The sequence below is a fragment of the Amycolatopsis plumensis genome, from assembly GCF_042652605.1.
Lineage (GTDB): Bacteria > Actinomycetota > Actinomycetes > Mycobacteriales > Pseudonocardiaceae > Amycolatopsis > Amycolatopsis plumensis.
Window position 1 is genome coordinate 9,579,340 of record NZ_JBHSJY010000001.1, and the last position, 18,885, is coordinate 9,598,224.

Genomic DNA, 18,885 nt, shown 5'->3' on the forward strand with positions numbered 1-18,885 from the left:
CGGCGGGATCAGCGATGGTCGGCCCCGGCCGCATCCAGCACCACATCGACGAGCCGATCCCCGGCGTCGGGACGGCCATGCTGGCGGGCGAGCTCGGCCATCGAGCTCCGGCGCGCCGGGTCGGTCAGCAACGGTTCCAGCGCCTCCTGCAAAGCGGTCGGCGTAGCCTCGTCCAGCAGCGCACTGGCCGCGCCCGCCTCCGCGAGGTGACGCGCGTTGTGCGTCTGCTCCCCACCGGCCGAAGACGCCAGCGGGATCAGAACCGACGGCAGCCCCAGCGCGGTAAGCTCGGCGATCGTGCCGGCGCCACTGCGCGAGATCACCACGTCCGCCAGCGCGAACACGTCCGGTAACTCGGCCCCGACGAACCCGACCGGCAAATACCGGCTCGCCACGTCCGCCGGCAGGCTGGCTGGCGCGGCCTGCATCCCGTCCACCGCGGCCGGACCACACTGATGGATCACGTTCGCCCGATCCAACAACCACGGCAACACCTCGCCGACCAGCTGATTGATCTGCACAGCGCCCTGCGCACCCCCGGTCACATACACCGTCGGCCGGGCCGCGTCGAAGCCCTCCAAACCCAGCGCCTCAAGAGCCTTCCCCGCATGCCCGGCCAGCACTTCCGGACGCACCGGGTTCCCCGTGACCACCGCACGTTCCCGGACCCGTCCCGGAAGCAACGACAGCGTCGACGCCGACGACACCGCCATCGTCGTCGCGATCCGGGCCAAAAGCCGGTTGGCCAGCCCCAGCCGGACCGTCTGCTCGTGCACCACCAGCGACCGCCGACACACCCACGCCGCCAGACTCACCGGCACCGACACGTAACCACCCGTCGCCAGCACCACATCCGGTCCGAACGCAGCGACCGCCCGGATCGCCTGCACCACACCAAGCGGGACCCTGCCCATGTCCTTGACGTTCGCCCACGACAGCATCTTCAGCGGATTCCGCGCACGCCGGATCTTGCCCGCGGCAACCGCGACAAACCGTATGCCCTCACGCTCGGCTACCCGGGCTTCCAGCCCCCCGGCCGTCCCGATCCACAGAACCTCCACCGCCGCTCCACCGGCACCGATCCGAGCGCCGGCCGCGCGAACGGCCGTCAACGCCGGATACGTGTGACCGCCCGTACCACCACCCGTGACAAGGAGCCGCAACGCGCGGTCCCCGCGACGACGATCGTCGCCGAGGCCATCGGTGCTCACAGGGTGCCTCTTTTCTGCTTACGCTGCCGGATCTCGTCCGCTGGCAGCTTGCCACGCCTCACGGTCTCGGCAGACGGCAGGTACTCACGTTACGTACCCAAAATGTTGACAACCTGCGACCGCTGCTCTGGGCGTTGAGCACAACGACCGCGACAAGCACCCAGCCGCCGCGCGTGAATTAGTCCGCACGTGCGGCGGTATTACCGGGTACCTGCAGCGCGAGCGCGTCGGGCTGGCGGCACCGGCATAGGACTGAGGTTTCAGCCGCGGAGATCTCGCAGAAAGGCGACCAGCTCGACGGGTTGAAGGTCGCACAGTTCGGCCATGCGACACAGCGCCGCCAGATCCAGCTGAACGTCTTCGCACGCGCCGGGCTGGCGGAGCCGATCCTCAGCCCAGCGGCGCAGCGGTACAAAGTGAGGTTCGACGAGGGTCACATGGCAGCGCAGGTTCACCCGGACGTGGCCGGGTCCATCCACAACGACACGCTGATGCACTCTCGCGATCAAGTGCTGCGGAAGTTCGCCCATCGCAAGACACAGCTCGGCCAAGCGCACCACTGAGCATTGCCGGGAACCCAGCTCGTACGTTGCGAGAGTCTGCACGGAAATGCCACTTGGCAACTGCCGCTGCAGCTCCTTCCGCGTCCAGCCACGCCGACGTCGTAGCATCCGGAGCTCGTCGCCGAGGATTCGCTGATAGACATCCGCATCAAGGGCGCCGACCTCGGCCCCTGGCACCAGAGCAGTCGATACGTCACCGCCACTGGCCATTGTGTCCCAACGCGTCGCCTCGTCCGATGAAGTGGCCACTCTCGTCGCAGGAGCGTCCGGCAGCAGATCCGGCTCCCCCTGCGCTCTGGGCGCGTGCAGGTTCTCAGTACCGAGAGCGGCGAAGCCGCAGAGTGGAGCATCCGGCAGGCGAACTCGCTCAGCCAGGACTGGAGTCACACTCCCGCCCACGCCTCCGGTACGCAGTCCCCCATTCATGATGTCGGCCGCTCGACACCCCCTGAGCCTGCAAGATGTCCCAGATCTGCTGCTCGGACATACCGTGACGTTGTACGGGTCTGCCCAGGGTCTGGTTGACACCTCACCTGTGAGGCTTCAGCCTCACCTGGAAGGATGTCACCGTGCCCAAGCCCTACCCCCGCGAGTTCCGTGACGACGTCATCGCCGTGGCCCGTCGCGGCGAGGCCCCGTTGAAGCAGGTCGCCAAAGACTTCGGGATCTCCGAATCGTGCCTGGCCAACTGGCTGCGCTCGGCCGACGTCGAGGACGGCGCGCGGCCCGGCGTAACCCGGGACGAGTCCGCCGAGCTGCGGGAACTGCGGAAGCGGAACCGGCTGCTGGAGCAGGAGAACGAGGTCCTGCGCAAGGCCGCAGCCTATCTCGCGCAGGGCAACCTGCCGGGAAAATAGCGTTCCCGCTCGTCCGTGAACTGGCCGCGGCCGGCGCCCCCGTGCGGGTGCCGGTCGCGGTGACGTGCAGGGTGCTGGGGTTCTCCCGGCAGGCCTACTACCAGTGGTGTTCGTCCCCGGTCTCGCAGCGCGACTTCGACGACGCGCATCTGATCAACGCCGCCCTGAAGATCCATGCCGATGACCCGGCGGACGGGTACCGGTTCATCGCCGACGAGCTCGCCCGACAGGGCTTCGCCGCGTCGGAGAACCGGGTGTGGCGGATCTGCTCGATGCAGCAGATCTTCTCGCTGCACGCCAAGAAGAAAGGCCGTACACGTCAGGCGGGGCCGCCGGTGCACGACGACCTCGTCCGCCGCGACTTCACCGCCGCCGCACCGAACACCAAGTGGCTGACCGACATCACCGAGCATCCCACCGGCGAGGGCAAGCTGTATCTCTGCGCGGTCAAGGACTGCTACTCCAACAAGATCGTCGGGTACTCCATCGCCGACCACATGCGAGCCTCACTCGCCGTTGGCGCGCTGCGCAACGCCATCGCACTGCGCGAGCCACACGGCGTCGTGGTCCACTCCGACCGCGGAGCCCAATTCCGATCAGCGGCCTACCGGCGCCTGCTGCACGCTCATGGGCTGACCGGGTCGATGGGGCGGGTCGGTGCGTGCGGTGACAATGCCGCGATGGAATCGTTCTTTTCATTGCTGCAAAAGAACGTTCTCGATACCCGGCGGTGGCGCACCCGGGAGGAGCTCCGGTTGGCGATCGTGTCCTGGATCGAGACGAAATACCACCGCAAACGCCGGCAACGCGCCCTGGGCAAGCTCACCCCAGTCGAGTTTGAGACCATCTACACAGCCGCAGCAGCGGCCTGAAAATAGTCAGCTCCGGTGTCAACCGAAGTCTGGGCAGCCCCTTCTGCGGGTGCCACAAGTGATGCCTTCCACTTCAATGTCGTGACTAGAAACCTTCGATGCCATGAAGAATGCGCTCCATAGCTTCGACGGTTGGGTCGCTGGCCGCCGGACGCCGCGGATACGGCGTCGGATTGCGTGGACGTTTCGGCAAGCCACGCTCAGTACGTTCGAATACCGGGAGTTGCGCCCAAACCGTCCGGCCTCGACCATCCGGGACCTCACCCCAGCGTGCGGCGGTCACATGCAATGCTTCGACCAGGGAGCAGCTGTCCTCACTGGTCTTCAGCAACGCCTCTGACGTGACAGGGGCCGAGTCCCACACTTCCAGCCTAATGCTCCGGCGCAGGCAGACGAGGCGGATTGTCAGCAACTCCAGAGTCGGCAGCGCCCACCAGTTGACGATCGATTCGTCGGGCCCGGTCATCGCGACCGAGCGGCCGACCATCTCCTCCGCGAGCAGCACAGCATCTCCGATCGCAGCCGGTGTCCGCCAGTGCTCCAAGGTGGACACGACAAAGGCTCGAGCCGAGCCCACGGCCGTAGGAAGAGCCGCCAACGTCAAGGATTCGACGTGAACGGGCCACTCTGGCATCGCGGTGTCTTCAGATTTCGCCGATCGGAGTGCCGGTGGTCGCACCTGCGCCAACGTCGTCATCGACGACACCTCCTTCCACTACTCGACCGGACGCACTGAGCGCCCGCTGCGGATGGAGCAAGATCGCCTCGGCGGTGTCCTCCATCAGGGAATCTCCTCGAGCGTGAAGACCTCTGCAGCAGCGTCGAACTCGAGCCGAGCGAGCATCATGTTCTGCAACAGAAGTTCTGGGGGTCGGGGATGGCGTGCAGCAACGGCCGGAACAGGCCCGGAAGCCACAGCACGCCATCCGCTGACACCCGCGTGTCCGGTTCAGGCGGCTTCGTCGTCCCCGGCAGGGGTCGCCGCGTCCAGGTTGAACCACACCAGCCGAGCCCGGATCTGGCTGCCGACCCTGAACAGGCGCAGCGCGTTTTCCGGTGCTTGCAAACACATCTGCCGCGTCCGACCGGCCGAGACGACTTCGGTGTGATCGTCGAAAGCCAGGCCCCACGCGGCGATTCGACCGTCAACGCGCTCGCCGTACTCCTGCACGACGCCGAACAGCCGGGGCGCTTCGTCGGCGACCATCTCTTCCAAGATCGCCGCGAACTCCAGCTCGTCACACACCGCCGGCAGCCCGGCAGGATCGGGCACCAATGCATCCAGCGGATGGGTGCGCCTTCGCTGATGATCGTCGTCGAGCTGGTGGGGTTGCTGGCCGCGTGTGAGTGCCGCGGTCATCGGGTTGCCTCTCCAATCGTGAAGGTTCTTTGCGGAGTTCGTGGGCGACGGACGTCAGCCGTCGGTTTGCCAACGCTGCTCGTCGGGGATGTGAGCGCCGTAGAGCACGAGGCAGGCGGGGCAGAACACGCGCGGCGCGGTGCGCTCGGCATGGCGAGCTGGGACCGAGTGGTCGCACAGCGCCTGGTAGAACGTGCGTGCCGGGTCACCGACCTGAGCGGCGGGAAAGGCGTGCCAAGTCGAGTCGTAGGCCGACATCAGCCAATCCACTACGGGCAGAAGGGGATTCATCCGCCACCTCCCGGCTCGTCGGATGCGTCGGGCGCGGCGTTCGGGCGCGGCAGGTCGTTCAGTGCTGGTGCGCAGCCAGTTCAGGGCGTTGACGGCGTGATCGGAGCGGTGCTTGGTCACCGGGCCGTGCTCGGTAGGACGGCGTCGTCCCGCAGCAGGCCACGTACGCCGCGGGTTGCTGCTCGCTGACCTCGCCGCGCTCCTCGGCGCCGGTTCCACCGAGCCCTCCGGATACGCGCAGGAGGTGAACGCGGCATGACCACACCAGCCTCCATTCACGACGCCGGTCCGGTCTTGCGATGCCTCTCGCTGGGTGCCGGGGTCCAGAGCAGCGCCGTGCTCCTGCTGGCATGCGAGGGCGTGATCCCGCGCTTCGATGTCGCGCTGTTCGCCGATACCGGCTGGGAACCACGCGCGGTGTACGCGAACCTCGCCCGGCTGCGTGCGCACGCCGCAAAGTTCGGCATTCCGGTGCGCACGGTGTCGGCGGGCAACATCCGCGACGACGCGCTGGACCCGGCCCACCGGTTCGTGTCGATGCCGCTGCACGTGCTCAACCCAGACGGCAGCCGCGGCTTGGCACGCAGGCAATGTACTAGCGAGTACAAGATTTCGCCGCTGAAGAAGGCAGCGCGCGAACTGCTCGGCTACCCGCATCCACGACGGGTGCCGCACGGGGTGTACGTCGAGCAGGCCATCGGGGTCAGCACCGACGAGTTCACCCGCGCCAAGGACTCCGGCGTCAAATACCTGCGCAACGTTTTCCCGCTGATCGACCTCGGCTGGGACCGCGCGCGGTGCGCCAACTATCTCGCCGAGCGCGGGTTCGGCGAAACGGTGAAAAGCGCCTGCGTCGGGTGCCCCTTCCACGGCAATGCGGGCTGGCGCTGGCTGCGCGACAACGACCCCGACGGCTGGGCCGAGGCGGTCGAGTTCGACCGCGCCATCCGTGACGGCTACCCGCACGCCACCAAGCAGGGCCAGGAGTTGCGCGGGCAGTACTTCCTGCACCGGTCGTGCCGGCCGCCCGACGAAGTCGACCTCGACCTGCCCGCTCCCGGAAAGCGGCACCTGAGGATGGTCTCCGCCAAGGCGGCGGAGGAGTACGATCCTGATGGCTGCTCGCCGTGGTCGTGCCGGTCCGGTGCCGCAGTCACCGAGGAGCGCGCGGCATGACCGGGCTGGCGCGCTCCCGCCCGGAGGCGGGGCATGGGCTCGTCTGGTCGGGTCTGGCGGTGTCGGCCGCCTATGTCGGCTCGGTGGTGATGGCGAACTGGGCCTCCACCCATTGGTCGGCTCTGCTCGTCGGCTCGCTGATCGTGCCCGCCGGCACGCTGTGGGCCGGGGTGACGCTGACGTTGCGAGATCTGCTGCATGAGGCCCTGGGCACGGCAGGCGTCCTCGCCGCGATCGCGGTGGGCGCATGGCTGTCCTGGTCGCTGGCCTCACCGCAGATCCCCGTCGCGAGCGTCGTCGCGTTCGCCGTGTCCGAGACCTTCGACTCGCTCGTCTACGGCCGGATTCGGGACCGGTCACGGCTCGGCGCGGTCGTCGGCTCGAACGTCGCCGGGCTGGTGAGCGACAGCGTGCTGTTCGTGCCGCTGGCGTTCGGGTCCTTCGCCGCGGTACCTGGTCAGCTCCTCGGCAAGACGGCCGCGACCACGCTCACGGTCGCGGCGCTGCTGCTGGCGAAGGTCGCTCGGCGGGCGGTGTCGCGATGAGGTTCTTCCTTGGCACCCATCAGCCGTCCTGGCTCGCCCACGATCTCGGCGTCCCGTTGTTGGTCTCCCACCGCAGGCTGGCTGACCGGCGCAGCCTGCCGCGCGCGACCGGGCCGTGGGCGTGCGACTCAGGAGGCTTCACGGAGTTGTCGATGCACGGCCGGTGGCGCATCGACGAACGCAGCTACGTCGCGGCGCTTCGCCGCTACGCCACCGAGATCAGCCACCTCGAATGGGCCGCACCAATGGACCACATGACGGAAGCCCATGTCTTGGCACGCACCGGTGCGACGGTGCGCGTCCACCAGAACCGCACGGTTGCCAATTACCTGCGGCTGCGGGACCTTGCGCCCGAGCTGCCGATCATCCCTGTGCTGCAGAGCCAGTCCATTGCGGACTACAACCGGTGCGCGGATCTCTACGAAAGACACGACATCGATCTCTCCGCGCTGCCGCTGGTCGGGGTGGGCAGTGTGTGCCGTCGTCAGCACACTGCGGAAGTCGAGCAGATCATGCGGTCGCTGTCGGCTCGTGGATACCGTTTGCACGCGTTCGGCGCGAAGGTGCTCGGCCTGGGGCGCTATGCCGACGCAATCTCCAGCAGTGACTCAGCAGCCTGGAGTTTCCGCGGCCGGTATGTCCCCGGCTGCACGCCCAGCCATCGCAGCGAATCCAACTGCCTGCGCTTCGCGTTGGGTTGGCATACCCGGCTTTTGACCTCCTTGCGCACTGAAGAACCTGGCTACCGGCCCGACCGCGGGGCCGACTTCCGCGCGCGGCAAGAGACCGCGAGCAAGTAGCCAAAGGATTGGGCGCACCCGGCCTGGCTCGCAGCGCCCGCGCCAGGCCGGCGCGCGTACCGGCCGCTCGCACGCAGATCTTCCGCGCCTCATAGGCCCTTCACGGAATTGGAGAACCGCCATGCCTCCGAATAACACCGCACGGGGAGAGTCCGGCGACCGGATTTCGCACTGGGCTGCGACCGCCGGCCGCCAGACCTTCGGACAGCGCCTCGCCGCGATGGGCGTCCGACTGTTCGGTTCGGCCACAGAGCCGGACAACGGCGAGGCCACACCGTCGTGGCGCGTGCGGCAGCACGTCTTGCGCGACTACCACGCAGCGAACCTCGCAGCAGCGCGCTCCGCGTCCGAGGACTTAGTGCGCGTCGGTTTCAACAGCGGAGACGTGCCCTACGGCTACCACACCCGGCGCGTCCGGGTCAATCCGGAAGGCCGAAGGCCGCGCTGGCGCACCCGGCTGCTGATCGAACCGGTCGAAGCCTCCACGGCACGGATGATCTTCGTGTGGAGGGGCGAAGAACGATTGTCCACTTTAGAGATCCGTCGCCGACTCACCGCGTCCCGCTACCCCGCGCCGTTGGATCCCGAGACGGGCGAGCCCGGCGCATGGACGGTGGCGATGGTGCGGGCCTTTCTCCGCAACCCGAAGTACCTCGGCCGACAGGTCTGGGGACGCACCCACCGCGCAAAACCGACTCGACGAACTGCCTGGATCTGTTCAGAGGCGTGGGTGCACCCGCCGCTCGTAACCGCCGAAGAGTTCGCCTTCGCCGACCGGCGCTCGTGGCCTGTCCCGTCCTCGGTCAAAACCAAAGACGACTCGGCGAATGCGCTGCCATCCGATCACCGGCAGGCGGCGTGATGGCCGCGAACCACCATCCGGACGGATTGACGATCGACGTCATCACTGCCCTGCAGCGTGAAATCAACGACGAACTCCGACGGGAGGGCTATCCCGTTCAGCAGCCAGAGCCTCGTGGCAGTCCAGCCAAGCCCGGCCCGCAGGCGCCGGGATGACAACTCCTCACCAACCGGTGACTTGCCATGGCCGGTGCTGCATCACGGCCGCCCCGGGGTGCGATCCCATCGGAGGCAGGACCGGTGTCGGTACTGCGCCACGACCGGTCCACAGACGGGGTTCTGCGCACCGCAGGCGACCGTCAGCGCGCCGATCGCGACCAGGCAGGACCTGCGACCCGCCGCAACCAGGCAACGCCGAGAGGGGCGGCCCAAGAGCGCGCCAGGAACCCAACAGCGAAGCTCCATTTCAACCCCGTAGGGACAACGAAGATGACCGAGTCACTGCCACGACGAGCATGGACGCCCAAGGAAGTAGCCGCGCAGCTGGGAATTCCCTACGAGACCGTGCTTGACCTGATCCACAAGAAGAAGCTCGGCGCCGTCACAGCCGGACGCTACTACCTGATTCCCGATTTTGAAATAGAAAATTTTCTGCGCACACAGAAGTTGCCCTAACATCGATTGCGCAAATCGAATGCGAAATAACCGCAATCACCTCATCTTTCCAGCAACGGAGTGGCATCATGGGGCGACCAGCAACACCGGTAGGCACATACGGCGTCATCAACGTCGAGCAGTTGCCTCCGACCCGAGCTGGCAAGGTGCGTCATCGCGCGAGCGCGTACTTCAGGATGGCAGACGGATCACTTCGCCTCGTTCGCCGGCAGGCACCGACGAAAGGGCAGGCAACGACCCGCCTGAAAGAAGCGCTACGCGAACTGGCAACCGAAACCCAGGACGGCGACATCGACAAAGGCACACGTTTTTACCACGTGGTTGAACTGTGGCTCGAAGAGATCGCCCAGGAGGCAGAATTGGGCAACCTGTCCCCCACCACCGTCAGCCTGTACCGGCGAGCCCTGAAGAACTGGGCCCTCCCCTCACTCGGCCAACTGCGATGCCGCGAAGTCCTCGTCACCCGATGCGACAAGGTAGTCAAAAAGGCACGCGCCAAGGCGAGCTATGACACCGCCAAGACCGTCAAGGCGGCCCTCTCGGGCGCCTGCGACTATGCCGTGCGCCATGGCGGCATGGATGCGAACCCCATTCGCTCGGTCGGGCGCATGTCGCGGGGCAAGCAGAAGGAAGTAGTGACGTTGTCTGCCCCGCAGCGTGCCGACCTTCTGGCGAAGCTGCGCGCCTACGCGCCGACGCGGCAAGTCGACGCCCGCGGACGGTCGCTGGGGACACGCGGCCGGATCTGGCTCGATCTGCCGAATCTCATGGAGGCCATGCTGTCGAGCGGAGCGCGGATCGGAGAGGTACTCGCCATCCTCGGACCTGACGTCGAGCCGACGGCTCCCACCGTCGCGGTGACTCACCACGTCGTCCGCGTATCCGGTGTCGGGCTCGAGAGGCGCGAGCTTCGTAAGGGGAACGTCGGCGGCCTGCTGCTTGCGGTGCCGCAGTGGTCGGTGCCCATGTGGCAGCGTCGTAAGAATGCCGCTGGCGACGGCGCCCTGTTCGCCTCGTTTACCGGCGAACTCCTCGACCCCTCGAACGTGATCAACCGCCTGACCGAGGCAGTGACCGCGGTCGGCTACGAGTGGGTGACCAGCCACGTGTTCAGGAAGACGGTCGGCACCGTGCTCGACGAAGCCGACCTCCCGATCACGGCCATCGCCGACCAGCTCGGCAACACCCCAGCAGTCGCGGAGCGCCACTACCGGAAACAGCGCGTAGCTAATGCGGGGAACGCCGAAGCGTTGGAGGCGATGATGCCCGTACCGACGAGTCGTGATGGATCTTAGTCGCAAAATCCTGCCTCCACGGTCACCGCCCCCACCACACAAAAAGCCCCCGCCAGCCACCGAAGACCTCGCGATCTTGCGCCTGGGCGCCACTTCGGCGACGACCTCCCGCGCGAGATCCTCGAATCGGATCACGAGCCGGGGCGACGCTACCGCCTTTTCATGGCCAACGCCCTCCGGGTGGGTCATCTCGGTCATCCGGTCACCCGATTCATGTGTCCACTCAACTGAACCAGCACGGGCAGTCAGTCGCCGTCCACACGCCGAGAGTTACAACAGCGGCTCAACTCCGCAGTGGCGTTGGATGGCGCGCCGGGCGGAAGGTCATCAGCGACCGGCCGAGGCCGTGGGCGCTCAGGACAGACCTAAACGGAGGGTGATTCCAGTGCGAAGGTGGACTCCAGGCCCAGGCTCGTCAGCTTGCGCCGAGCCGGCTCCGAAACCACGACACGCAGCGAAGTCCCCCCTGCGGCGCAGCGATGGGCCAGGGTGACGAACGGGATGACAGCTTCTATGGTCAGGTAGGTCACCGCGGTCAGGTCCAGGACGAGGGTGGTGGCGGGTTCAGCCGCGTACGCCGGGGCGACGATCTTCTCGGCGACCTGAGTGTCGATGAGTTCCCCAGCAGCGCGCAGGATCAGCACGTCGGTCGCCGGGAGCGCTCGGGAAGAGGTGGGATCCTCCGGAGGATCCGCCACAGTGCTCACGTGCCCGTCCTGTTCCGCCGAGCATCCTCGATGCCTCTCCTACCGAGAAGCACAGGGTCGCGAGCTGCGCAGCTGTCCTACTGGGGTATCTCGTCGGGGATTCGTCGTGCGTTACCGCCCGGATGGGTGGATCCGAGCGCGCATCACCGGTCCGCCACCGCGGTGACCGCCCCCTCGCGGGCCGTACCGTGGGTCCGGTCGCCCGGTCAACGGGGCCCGGCGGCGCGGCGAAGCCGGTTGGCGATCGCGAGGCCCAGCCCCTGCTCCACCGGCAGCGACGCGACGATGAGGTCACAGCCCAGCCGGTCAAGTTCGCGCAGGAACCCGTACAGCCCGCGCGCGTATTCGGCCATCGACTCCGGGATCGCCACGACGGCGTGCGCCTTCACCGGCGCGTCGGCGAAGGCGGGCGGCAGGAAGATACCCACTCGGTGTCCCTGTTCCTGCGCGGCCCGGGCTTCGGTGGCGATCTCCGACGGGTCGACCAGGACGACGCGCGCGCGGGGTTCGCCGAGCCCGGCGGTGACCGGACGCCCGAGCACCGCCCCGCTCGGCTGGGTAGGTCTTCAGTACTCGGGACGGGGTCTCGGGGACGGACGGCGGCCTACCGGGATGACCGCCTCACACCGTCGGGGCGGTGTTGGGCTACGACGGTCATCGCAGCAGCCGCCGTCATCACACTCACCCCCCCCCAGCAGCAGGAAATCCGCCAGGCCCGCGAACACAATCTTCTCCGGGCCACCGGGGAGGGAAGCACCCACAGCGGCACGTCGGCGAGACGGCACGCCCGGGCGAGGATGACCAGCTACCGAACGCTTGCATCGCCAGATACCTGACCGCCGTCAGGTCGACGACCACGCAGCCAGCGTCATCGGCTGCGCGCTGCAGAGCAGTGTCGGTCGCGGCCACGAGACGGTCGACGACGCCCTCCTCGAGGGGCCCGCGGGCAATCAGGGTCGCGACCGCGGCGAGCGGGCCCGTGGCGGTTAATTTCGCTGCCGGTTCCCCGGCTGTGCCGCGCCCGGCGACGTCGGCCTGCGTCGTGCTCGTCCAGTGCACGCCGTTCTCGCCGACGTCGTCTGCTGACCACAGCGTCGCCGAGCTCGTTGTCGTTACCGAGTCCCTGCCCGGCTACCGCGAGCCGCCAGAGGAAATCGATCCACGAGGTCAGCCAGTTACGGGATGCTCTGGCGACACAGCCGGTCATCGAGCAGACCAAAGGGATGGTGATGCTGGTGCGCGGCTGCTCGGTTGCAGCACGTTCGGTAGCACTGTCAGCGCACAGCTGAGGGCCCTGACAGCGTTGACTCCACCCCTACATCTTGCCAGCCTGCTCGCCCCTCCGGAGTATTTCTTGGAACGTCTGGAGTGCAGCAGGGGGCGGCGTCCCCGCCGGGATGTCGAGCAGGACCCGGCGACGGGACGCCGGGCGGAGCGGCAATGCCGTGATGCCCTGGCGTGAGGCGAGGCTCAGCTCGGGCACGACGGTGACGCCGAGGCCGGCTCGCACCATCGCCAGCAAAGTGGCCATCTCCCGCACCCGCTGTGCTACGCGCAGCGGGAGACCAGCCGCGGCGTGCAGCTCGTCGAGCAGCGGCTCGCAGCCGCCGTCGGAGACCAGCAGCGGATCATCCTGAAGGTCCGCCAGGGCTACATCGGGCTCGGCGGCCAGCGGGTGCCGCTTGTCGACGACAGCCACCATCAGGTCTGCGGCCAACACCAGATCGCAGGCGGCCGGCGGCGCAAGGCTCGCGCGCATTCCGAGGTCTATCAGCCCCTCCGCAAGCCACCGCGCTACCTCCTGATCAGTCCCCTCCCACAGCGCGACCTCGATGCCGGGGTGGATCCGGCGCAGTTCGGCGATCAGCGGCGGGAGCAGCTGGCAGGCCGAGGGAAAGCCGCCGACGCGCAGCCGTCCGCGGCGCAGGCCGCGAATGGCGGCCGCCTCCTCCTCAATCAGTTCCACCTGGCGCAGCGCGGTCCGGGCGTGCACCAGAACCCGCTCGCCCGGGCCGGTCAGCCGAACGCCCTCACGCCCCCGGCTGATGAGGGCCGTCCCGATCTCTCGTTCCAAGGCGGCCACGGCGTGACTGATGGCCGACTGCGTAAGCCCGATTTCATCGGACGCCAGTGTGAAGCCGCCAGTGTCCACGACGGCGACGAAGGCACGCAGCTGTTGGAGCCCGAGCGGCATGAAATCACCTCATCTAGATATGAATTTCATCTGTTTGCCTCATGGTCGCATCCGGCCCGACGCTGCTGCCATGAACCTGCGCAGTCTCGTGTCGCTGACCGCCCTGGGAGCCCTGTGGGGCGCGTCGTTCCTCTTCATCAGAGTCGCCGTACCCCAGTGGGGCCCCCTCGCGCTGATCGAGGCCCGGTGCTTGCTCGCGGGCGCCGCGCTGTGGCTGGTACTGCGGGCACTGCACCACGAGCGCCCCACCTGGCGGCAACAGGGGAGCGTGAGGCATTACCTGACGCTGGGGGCACTGTCAGGAGCACTGCCATTCACGCTCATCGCCGCCGCCGAGCTGCGCCTGCCTGCCTCTCTGGCGGCCACCCTCAACGCGACCACTCCGCTGTTCGCCCTGCTCATCGGCGCGTCACGGGGACAGGAACGGCTGACGGCGCGGCGCGGCGTCGGCGTGTTCCTCGGCGTGGGCGGTGTCGCGGTCCTCGTCGGGCTGAGCCCCGTCAGGCCGGACGCGCCCCTGCTGCTCGCCGTAGCCGCCAGCCTGCTGGCCGCGCTGTGCTACGGCCTGGGGGGGGTCTACGCGGCCCGGCACTTCTCCACGGTCCCCCCGACTGCCGTGGCCGCCGGCCAGCAACTGGCAGCCGCCGCCCTACTACTCCCGCTCCTGCCGTTCGCGCCACCCCCGGAGCTGCCCGGCGCACGCAGTACCTGGTCCGTCCTGGCGCTGGCCCTGCCCTGCACTGCGCTCGGCTTCGCCCTCTTCTACCGCATCGTCGCAGCGCACGGACCGGCCACGGCACTGACCGTGACCTTCCTGGTCCCGGCATTCGGCGTGCTGTGGGGCGCGCTGCTGCTGGACGAGCTGCTGACCCCCAGCATGCTGGTCGGCCTGGCCGCCGTGCTGGCCAGCGTCGTTCTCGTCACACGTCGGCCGGGCACTACCGTCACCGATATGACGAGCGAAGCCGAAGGACCGTCGGCCGTCGCCTCCAACCCGGTGGCGATCCCAACGGCCCGCGACGTCCCGTTCCGCTCCACCCGCATCCCGCGCTCGACACACCGCAAGAGGTGAGCCCTACGGGGTATCCCACTGGAACAACAGTCAAGACCTTGGTGGCGCAATGATCGAAGAGCTGGTCATTCCCTCTGGGGAATTGCCGTGGCAGTCGTCGCGCGCCAGGCTCGAATCGCGCCCTGCGGTGAGCTGTTCTCGGTCCGGACCAACGGGCACACCTCTGACACACCTCCGTAAAAATTAACTACTATACTCGAAGGATCTTGATGAAGAGTTTTCGCCTTGTTCCAGGGCAAGGTCTCGCCGGCTTAACCGTCGAGAGTCACGACGAGCCAGAACCACGGCGTGGCCAAGTGATGGTCAGGATGCACGCGAATTCGCTCGGTTTTCGTGACCTGATGGTGCTGGCGAACAACTACCCACTGCCGATCATTCCGGGCGTGGTTCCAGGTTGCGAAGGCGTGGGCGAGGTGACTGCCGTCGGCGAGGACGTAACCCGGGTGAAAATTGGTGATCGCGTCGCAGCCACCGTCTTCCCGCGCTGGCTCGACGGTCCATTTCGACGCGAGAACGCGGCGCAGCTGGGGACCATGATCGATGGCGTGTGGACCGAGTACGCAGTGTTGAGCGAGGATGGCGTCGTCACCATTCCAGATCACCTGTCATACGAAGAGGCAGCCTCGCTCCCCCTGGCAGCGGTGACCGCATGGAACGCCCTGACCGCGGGGACAGCGCCGCGTCCTGGCTCTACGTTGCTCACCCTCGGGTCCGGCGCAGTGTCACTGTTCGCAGCGCAGTTCGCAAAGCTGGCCGGGGCCCACGTGATCGCGACCACGTCGAGCACAGCCAAGGCTGAACGACTAAAAGCCCTAGGAGTCGACGAGGTAATCAACTACAGGCAAAAACCTGACTGGTGGGAAGACGTCCGGACTCTCACCGACGGCGCCGGGGTCGACCTCGTGGTAGATGCAGCTGGCCCTTTGGAGCAGTCACTGAAGTCCGTCGCCTCAGGCGGCGACGTCGCCTTGGTCGGCTACTGGCTGTCTGGCCTCGATGGGGCCAAGCCAGTCGACCCTGCCCTTATTTTCGCGGCAGGCGCCACACTGCACCGTACCGCGGCAGGCAGTCGAACTCACTTCGTCGAAGTGAACCGCTCGATCACCATGCACAGGATGCGCCCCGCCATTGATCGGGTGTTTCCGTTCGCGGAGATTCCCGAAGCAATCAGATACTGCGAGTCAGGTCGCAGATTCGGCAAAGTGATCATCAGTCATGATTGATAGCGGATCTTGGCCAACGATCCAGGCAGGGCAGCGCCTAGAACTGCTGAGGACGGACGCCCCCCGTTGAAGACCCGAGACCTAGGTTCACCAGGATCAACACCCGTGGGAGGTCGTGCTCACCTTCAGCCAACGGCATCCCAGCCCTGAAGGACTTCGCGCGCGACCTGCCGAATCATGCGGTGTCCCAGGTTACGAAGGTCGGAACTTAGGTCGATGATGAAGTCTTAGGACAGGCACGGTCTTGTCGCTGTCTTGGACGGCCGCGGCGCTCGCGGGCAGCTTCGGTTGCTGCGGGCGAGAGGCCCCGCACCACGCGGTGACCTCGGCCTTGGCGTGCGGTCCGTAGTTGCCACAGAACAGGTCGTGCATCCCGGCCAAGAAGCGCCGGCGGAGTGCTTGCAGAAATCGAGAAATTGCGGTCAGCGTTTGCGGTCACGGAACCGGTAGAACATCTGCCCGGTGGCGAGGTCGAGCGCGGCGACATGTGCCGGACCCCGCCAGTGCGCGTGCAAGTCGCGCGCAATTGTACCCGGGCGCCCGACGGGAAACCAGCTCCGGCCGGGGCCGCGGCTGCACGTCAGCGGCCCGAACTTATAGCCGCAGATCCCCCGCTTGTCGACGTTCGGGTGATCGTAGAGGTCGAGGATGCGACCGGCCTGCACCGAGGCCAACACGATCCCAGACCGCCGCAGCCGCACCCGATCGGGCCGATCTCCTGATCTTGACCAGCCACTGGGTCTCCTCCGGTTGGCGAGCCATGGCTCACTTCCACCGGTCAGCCTCGCGATCACCAGCCCGAACGTCCACACGACATGGTCACCACGTCAACGCTACTTGCCGAGGCAGCATAAGGCGGGCGGTGCCGGTGCAGGTCACGCCCTGGGCCCCGGTTGATGGTGGCGGGTAGGCGAGCTTGACGTGCGCTTGGACGTACCCGACCGGTAATGTGATCGCGACCTTGTGCACCCGGTGCTGCACGGTCATCTTGCCGCTCGCGCGGATAGCGGTGACGGTCCAGACGTCGCCGTTCTTGACGAAGTCGCGCCGCCGAACAGCGATAGCAATCGATGACTGTGTGCCGGGTGACCACCAGCCCGACCCCGGCAGTCGTGGCATCGTGCAGATCCACCTCGCAGCCACAATCGACCGCACCACGAGCCAGGCGCCGTTTGCGGGCTTCGATGTTCAGCGCGGCGGCGTGCCTCGTTGGTCGGCACGATCAACAACGACTGCACCCCGGCATCGAGATCAGTCCGCCAACGCGAGCGCGCCACGTCGCGCATCGCCGATCCGCCCGAACCGGCACACCGCCAGCGCGATCAACTATGTCAGCACGTCCAGTCTCATCTGCCCCTTGCAGCTCAGCCTCGGAGAAAGACGTGTTGCTAGAGTACGCGGACTTCAATCCTAAGTGAAGTGCCACCATGGTCGCCAGTTTCTGACTTAAGCTGACGGAGACATGCGTAACGCTTCATGATTAAGGAGATAGCCTTGAGGAATATCAAAACTGCGGCGACAGGGGCTGCTGCTGCCGTTTTAGCGGCACTGGGTACCGTAACACTTAATGCGACACCTGCCCGCGCTGACGTGTGGGACTGCGCCGGCTATGTCAATAAATCCGAAAATATCGGCGAGCCGTTCTGTGCGCAGGGGTTCGGGAGTTACTTTGTGCGCGCTACATGCGCCTCGGCACATTGGCCTTATTCGAAGACCATAGATGGCCCGCTGGTTTATAGGTCAAGCAATCAACCGGTCCCTCCCCCGTTTTCAGTAGTTCATGGCGATGCAAATGGTTGTCAAGTCGTGAGCGCCTGGCCTGTAGTCGTCTAGCCTGGCGGGACCGGGGACGGGTCGTGAGAGTTCGAGACGCCGGTTGCCGAGCAGCCGCGATGTGGACGCAGGCTCCCGAGACCTCGACGGGTCCTGGCCGGTATGAGTGGGCTGATTGGTCGCGGTTTTCCAGGGACGGCGCGTCTCGCCCGTGATTTCATAGGTGAGACGCAGCTGGCTTTAGGCGGTCAACAGCAGTCAAGTGCAGCGGTCGGCCGCATCGCGGCGAGCCTCGTTTCGGGTTGGTCCAGCCGAGTGTTTGCTCACTGGCACGAGGATGTCTCGACATCGATCGGCGGCGCACCGCAGTGGGGGTCTCGCCGCCGCGCGATCCTTAATCTTGGAGCTGTCTTTGTGCTGATTGTCGGACACCCCGACTCCCATGCAGCCAACGAGTCGGCGCTCTCAGGCAGCTCGACACAGGGCGGCGCAACGCGCACATAGTCCAGCACCTCGAGCCCGGGCAAACCTGCTGACTCAATCACCGGCGGGGCCGCTTCATTGGAGCGGCCCCGCGCCGACCACAGGAGCAGCAAATGAACCACGACGTGCACCGGCCGATACGACTGGCACGCGCCGTGCTGCAGGCAGCCGACGACGGGACCTGTCGTCGCACATTGCAGCTTAGTTTAGCGCGCGTCCGGCGGCCTTACGCCGGCCCGGGTTGGCTTCGATGAAGCACGACAGCGTGCCCCGCAGGCAGACCTGTGCCTCTCCCAGCTCGACGAGCCCGTCGGCGGGCCAAGGCAGATCGTGGTAGCGGAGCTCGTATGGTTTCGGCGGCGAAGAGGTGGATGGTGTCCTGCGCAATGAGGGTCAACGCGTGGGTGGCGCTGCGGGTAGCCCGCGCGAAATCTGGGACGCCCCATGCCGCAACGGCGGCGCAGGCGCGACGCGGGCGTGCCTTCTTCGTTCCAGCCTGGAATCGGGCCTTCACCGCGCGTGTCCCACTCGGCGGAGTGCACGATCAGCGCGCGTACTGCCTCCGGCCACAACGCCGGGTACTCCGCCATCACCGACACCGACAACGCCGCAGCCTGCGCGGTGGCGGCGTGGTTCCCAGGGCGCGTTTGGTGGTCAGCAGTTGCAGTTACGTCGGGGGCGAACAATTCGCCGCCACGGGGACACGTACCCATTGCTCCCGACGCGCTGAGCCACACACTTCAACACCGCCCACTAACACCGCACGGCCGAGTTGGCGAATCAGGACGGCTTCGACATGATCATAGGCGCGCGATAGTTTCACTGGCACATAATCGTCATTATGCATGAAACCGCGTCTAACGCCCTTGATTGTTGCACGCCGCTCTGAATCCGCCGAGATCGCGTGACGCAACGCTGGACGCAGTTCCTCGTCTTCTTAAAACAAATCCCTGCCCACCGGTTGCGAAGAGGTCCTGCGCTATCGGC

General features: G+C 66.7%; 22 protein-coding genes. 11 read left to right on the plus strand and 11 right to left on the minus strand.

Annotated features, from left to right (window positions below; all coding sequences use genetic code 11):
* Positions 1 to 8: 8 nt before the first annotated feature.
* On the minus strand, positions 9 to 1,211 hold the full coding sequence (locus ACFPLC_RS46320) for a UDP-N-acetylglucosamine--N-acetylmuramyl-(pentapeptide) pyrophosphoryl-undecaprenol N-acetylglucosamine transferase (RefSeq protein ID WP_378208199.1): 1,203 nt from the start codon (positions 1,209 to 1,211) through the stop codon (positions 9 to 11).
* 260 nt (positions 1,212 to 1,471) lie between these two features.
* A complete protein-coding gene (locus ACFPLC_RS46325; protein ID WP_378208197.1) occupies positions 1,472 to 1,951 on the minus strand; it encodes a helix-turn-helix domain-containing protein in 480 nt (159 codons plus the stop codon).
* A 392-nt stretch (positions 1,952 to 2,343) separates the two neighbouring features.
* Between ACFPLC_RS46325 and ACFPLC_RS46330 the strand changes: the two genes are divergently transcribed.
* Positions 2,344 to 3,503 (plus strand): IS3 family transposase gene (locus ACFPLC_RS46330; RefSeq protein WP_378208302.1). Its coding sequence is split into 2 segments (ribosomal slippage): positions 2,344 to 2,622 and positions 2,625 to 3,503, totalling 1,158 coding nucleotides; the frame shifts between segments, so codons are not numbered across the junction.
* Between the two features lie 85 nt (positions 3,504 to 3,588).
* Here the strand turns inward: ACFPLC_RS46330 and ACFPLC_RS46335 are convergent.
* The 4 genes from ACFPLC_RS46335 to ACFPLC_RS46350 form a co-directional block, all read right to left on the minus strand.
* The gene (locus ACFPLC_RS46335; protein ID WP_378236234.1) at positions 3,589 to 4,056 is read right to left on the minus strand and encodes a hypothetical protein; all 468 of its coding nucleotides are present in this window, start codon (positions 4,054 to 4,056) and stop codon (positions 3,589 to 3,591) included.
* A gap of 91 nt (positions 4,057 to 4,147) precedes the next feature.
* Complete coding sequence (locus ACFPLC_RS46340; RefSeq protein WP_378207442.1) at positions 4,148 to 4,285, minus strand: hypothetical protein; 138 nt, start codon at positions 4,283 to 4,285, stop codon at positions 4,148 to 4,150.
* Between the two features lie 167 nt (positions 4,286 to 4,452).
* The gene (locus tag ACFPLC_RS46345; protein ID WP_378207440.1) at positions 4,453 to 4,863 is read right to left on the minus strand and encodes a hypothetical protein; all 411 of its coding nucleotides are present in this window, start codon (positions 4,861 to 4,863) and stop codon (positions 4,453 to 4,455) included.
* A gap of 54 nt (positions 4,864 to 4,917) precedes the next feature.
* Positions 4,918 to 5,433 carry a hypothetical protein gene (locus tag ACFPLC_RS46350; protein ID WP_378236235.1) on the minus strand — a complete coding sequence of 172 codons (516 nt, stop codon included), beginning with the start codon at positions 5,431 to 5,433 and terminating at the stop codon, positions 4,918 to 4,920.
* Here ACFPLC_RS46350 and ACFPLC_RS46355 point away from each other — a divergent pair.
* From ACFPLC_RS46355 to ACFPLC_RS46390, 7 genes are all read left to right on the plus strand, one after another.
* The gene (locus ACFPLC_RS46355) at positions 5,410 to 6,330 is read left to right on the plus strand and encodes a hypothetical protein (RefSeq protein WP_378207434.1); all 921 of its coding nucleotides are present in this window, start codon (positions 5,410 to 5,412) and stop codon (positions 6,328 to 6,330) included. The genes ACFPLC_RS46350 and ACFPLC_RS46355 overlap by 24 nt on opposite strands.
* Positions 6,327 to 6,875, plus strand: coding sequence for a VUT family protein (locus tag ACFPLC_RS46360; RefSeq protein ID WP_378207431.1), 549 nt, complete (start codon positions 6,327 to 6,329; stop codon positions 6,873 to 6,875). Before ACFPLC_RS46355 ends, ACFPLC_RS46360 begins: the two co-directional genes overlap by 4 nt.
* Positions 6,872 to 7,675 (plus strand): deazapurine DNA modification protein DpdA family protein, encoded by an 804-nt coding sequence (locus ACFPLC_RS46370; protein WP_378207429.1) that lies wholly within the window; start codon positions 6,872 to 6,874, stop codon positions 7,673 to 7,675. The genes ACFPLC_RS46360 and ACFPLC_RS46370 overlap by 4 nt, the downstream gene beginning before the upstream one ends.
* A 121-nt stretch (positions 7,676 to 7,796) precedes the next feature.
* A complete protein-coding gene (locus ACFPLC_RS46375; RefSeq protein WP_378207426.1) occupies positions 7,797 to 8,537 on the plus strand; it encodes a recombinase family protein in 741 nt (246 codons plus the stop codon).
* Positions 8,537 to 8,692, plus strand: a complete 156-nt coding sequence (locus tag ACFPLC_RS46380) for a hypothetical protein (RefSeq protein WP_378236238.1) — start codon at positions 8,537 to 8,539, stop codon at positions 8,690 to 8,692. The genes ACFPLC_RS46375 and ACFPLC_RS46380 overlap by 1 nt, the downstream gene beginning before the upstream one ends.
* 84 nt (positions 8,693 to 8,776) lie before the next feature.
* On the plus strand, positions 8,777 to 9,151 hold the full coding sequence (locus tag ACFPLC_RS46385) for an excisionase family DNA-binding protein (protein ID WP_378236239.1): 375 nt from the start codon (positions 8,777 to 8,779) through the stop codon (positions 9,149 to 9,151).
* A 68-nt stretch (positions 9,152 to 9,219) separates the two neighbouring features.
* Entirely contained in the window at positions 9,220 to 10,446 is a 1,227-nt protein-coding gene (locus tag ACFPLC_RS46390; RefSeq protein ID WP_378207421.1) for a site-specific integrase, read from the plus strand.
* A 365-nt stretch (positions 10,447 to 10,811) separates the two neighbouring features.
* Here the strand turns inward: ACFPLC_RS46390 and ACFPLC_RS46395 are convergent, their stop codons facing one another.
* Together ACFPLC_RS46395 and ACFPLC_RS46400 are read right to left on the minus strand one after the other, a co-directional pair.
* On the minus strand, positions 10,812 to 11,153 hold the full coding sequence (locus tag ACFPLC_RS46395) for an STAS domain-containing protein (RefSeq protein ID WP_378207418.1): 342 nt from the start codon (positions 11,151 to 11,153) through the stop codon (positions 10,812 to 10,814).
* A 206-nt stretch (positions 11,154 to 11,359) separates the two neighbouring features.
* The gene (locus tag ACFPLC_RS46400) at positions 11,360 to 11,695 is read right to left on the minus strand and encodes a Sua5 family C-terminal domain-containing protein (RefSeq protein ID WP_378207416.1); all 336 of its coding nucleotides are present in this window, start codon (positions 11,693 to 11,695) and stop codon (positions 11,360 to 11,362) included.
* 274 nt (positions 11,696 to 11,969) lie between these two features.
* On the opposite strand from ACFPLC_RS46400, the gene ACFPLC_RS46405 reads away from it, so the two are divergent.
* Entirely contained in the window at positions 11,970 to 12,143 is a 174-nt protein-coding gene (locus ACFPLC_RS46405; RefSeq protein ID WP_378236240.1) for a hypothetical protein, read from the plus strand.
* 325 nt (positions 12,144 to 12,468) lie between these two features.
* Here ACFPLC_RS46405 and ACFPLC_RS46410 read toward each other — a convergent pair whose 3' ends face one another.
* A complete protein-coding gene (locus tag ACFPLC_RS46410) occupies positions 12,469 to 13,347 on the minus strand; it encodes a LysR family transcriptional regulator (RefSeq protein WP_378207414.1) in 879 nt (292 codons plus the stop codon).
* Between the two features lie 70 nt (positions 13,348 to 13,417).
* On the opposite strand from ACFPLC_RS46410, the gene ACFPLC_RS46415 reads away from it, so the two are divergent.
* A complete protein-coding gene (locus ACFPLC_RS46415; RefSeq protein ID WP_378207411.1) occupies positions 13,418 to 14,419 on the plus strand; it encodes a DMT family transporter in 1,002 nt (333 codons plus the stop codon).
* A 209-nt stretch (positions 14,420 to 14,628) separates the two neighbouring features.
* Entirely contained in the window at positions 14,629 to 15,642 is a 1,014-nt protein-coding gene (locus ACFPLC_RS46420) for a zinc-dependent alcohol dehydrogenase family protein (protein WP_378207408.1), read from the plus strand.
* 819 nt (positions 15,643 to 16,461) lie between these two features.
* Here the strand turns inward: ACFPLC_RS46420 and ACFPLC_RS46425 are convergent.
* Complete coding sequence (locus ACFPLC_RS46425; protein WP_378207402.1) at positions 16,462 to 16,761, minus strand: hypothetical protein; 300 nt, start codon at positions 16,759 to 16,761, stop codon at positions 16,462 to 16,464.
* Between the two features lie 1,343 nt (positions 16,762 to 18,104).
* Positions 18,105 to 18,611, minus strand: coding sequence for a S8 family serine peptidase (locus ACFPLC_RS46430; RefSeq protein WP_378207399.1), 507 nt, complete (start codon positions 18,609 to 18,611; stop codon positions 18,105 to 18,107).
* Positions 18,612 to 18,885 lie beyond the last annotated feature (274 nt).

Excerpts from the sequence above, each read along its gene's own strand:
- ACFPLC_RS46340 (WP_378207442.1), bottom strand. The coding sequence starts at position 4,285 with ATGGAGGACACCGCCGAGGCGATCTTGCTCCATCCGCAGCGGGCGCTC.
- ACFPLC_RS46345 (WP_378207440.1), bottom strand. The coding sequence starts at position 4,863 with ATGACCGCGGCACTCACACGCGGCCAGCAACCCCACCAGCTCGACGAC.
- ACFPLC_RS46355 (WP_378207434.1), top strand. The coding sequence starts at position 5,410 with ATGACCACACCAGCCTCCATTCACGACGCCGGTCCGGTCTTGCGATGC.
- ACFPLC_RS46360 (WP_378207431.1), top strand. The coding sequence starts at position 6,327 with ATGACCGGGCTGGCGCGCTCCCGCCCGGAGGCGGGGCATGGGCTCGTC.
- ACFPLC_RS46370 (WP_378207429.1), top strand. The coding sequence starts at position 6,872 with ATGAGGTTCTTCCTTGGCACCCATCAGCCGTCCTGGCTCGCCCACGAT.
- ACFPLC_RS46375 (WP_378207426.1), top strand. The coding sequence starts at position 7,797 with ATGCCTCCGAATAACACCGCACGGGGAGAGTCCGGCGACCGGATTTCG.
- ACFPLC_RS46380 (WP_378236238.1), top strand. The coding sequence starts at position 8,537 with ATGGCCGCGAACCACCATCCGGACGGATTGACGATCGACGTCATCACT.
- ACFPLC_RS46390 (WP_378207421.1), top strand. The coding sequence starts at position 9,220 with ATGGGGCGACCAGCAACACCGGTAGGCACATACGGCGTCATCAACGTC.
- ACFPLC_RS46410 (WP_378207414.1), bottom strand. The coding sequence starts at position 13,347 with ATGCCGCTCGGGCTCCAACAGCTGCGTGCCTTCGTCGCCGTCGTGGAC.
- ACFPLC_RS46415 (WP_378207411.1), top strand. The coding sequence starts at position 13,418 with ATGAACCTGCGCAGTCTCGTGTCGCTGACCGCCCTGGGAGCCCTGTGG.
- ACFPLC_RS46420 (WP_378207408.1), top strand. The coding sequence starts at position 14,629 with ATGAAGAGTTTTCGCCTTGTTCCAGGGCAAGGTCTCGCCGGCTTAACC.
- ACFPLC_RS46425 (WP_378207402.1), bottom strand. The coding sequence starts at position 16,761 with ATGCCACGACTGCCGGGGTCGGGCTGGTGGTCACCCGGCACACAGTCA.
- ACFPLC_RS46430 (WP_378207399.1), bottom strand. The coding sequence starts at position 18,611 with ATGGGTACGTGTCCCCGTGGCGGCGAATTGTTCGCCCCCGACGTAACT.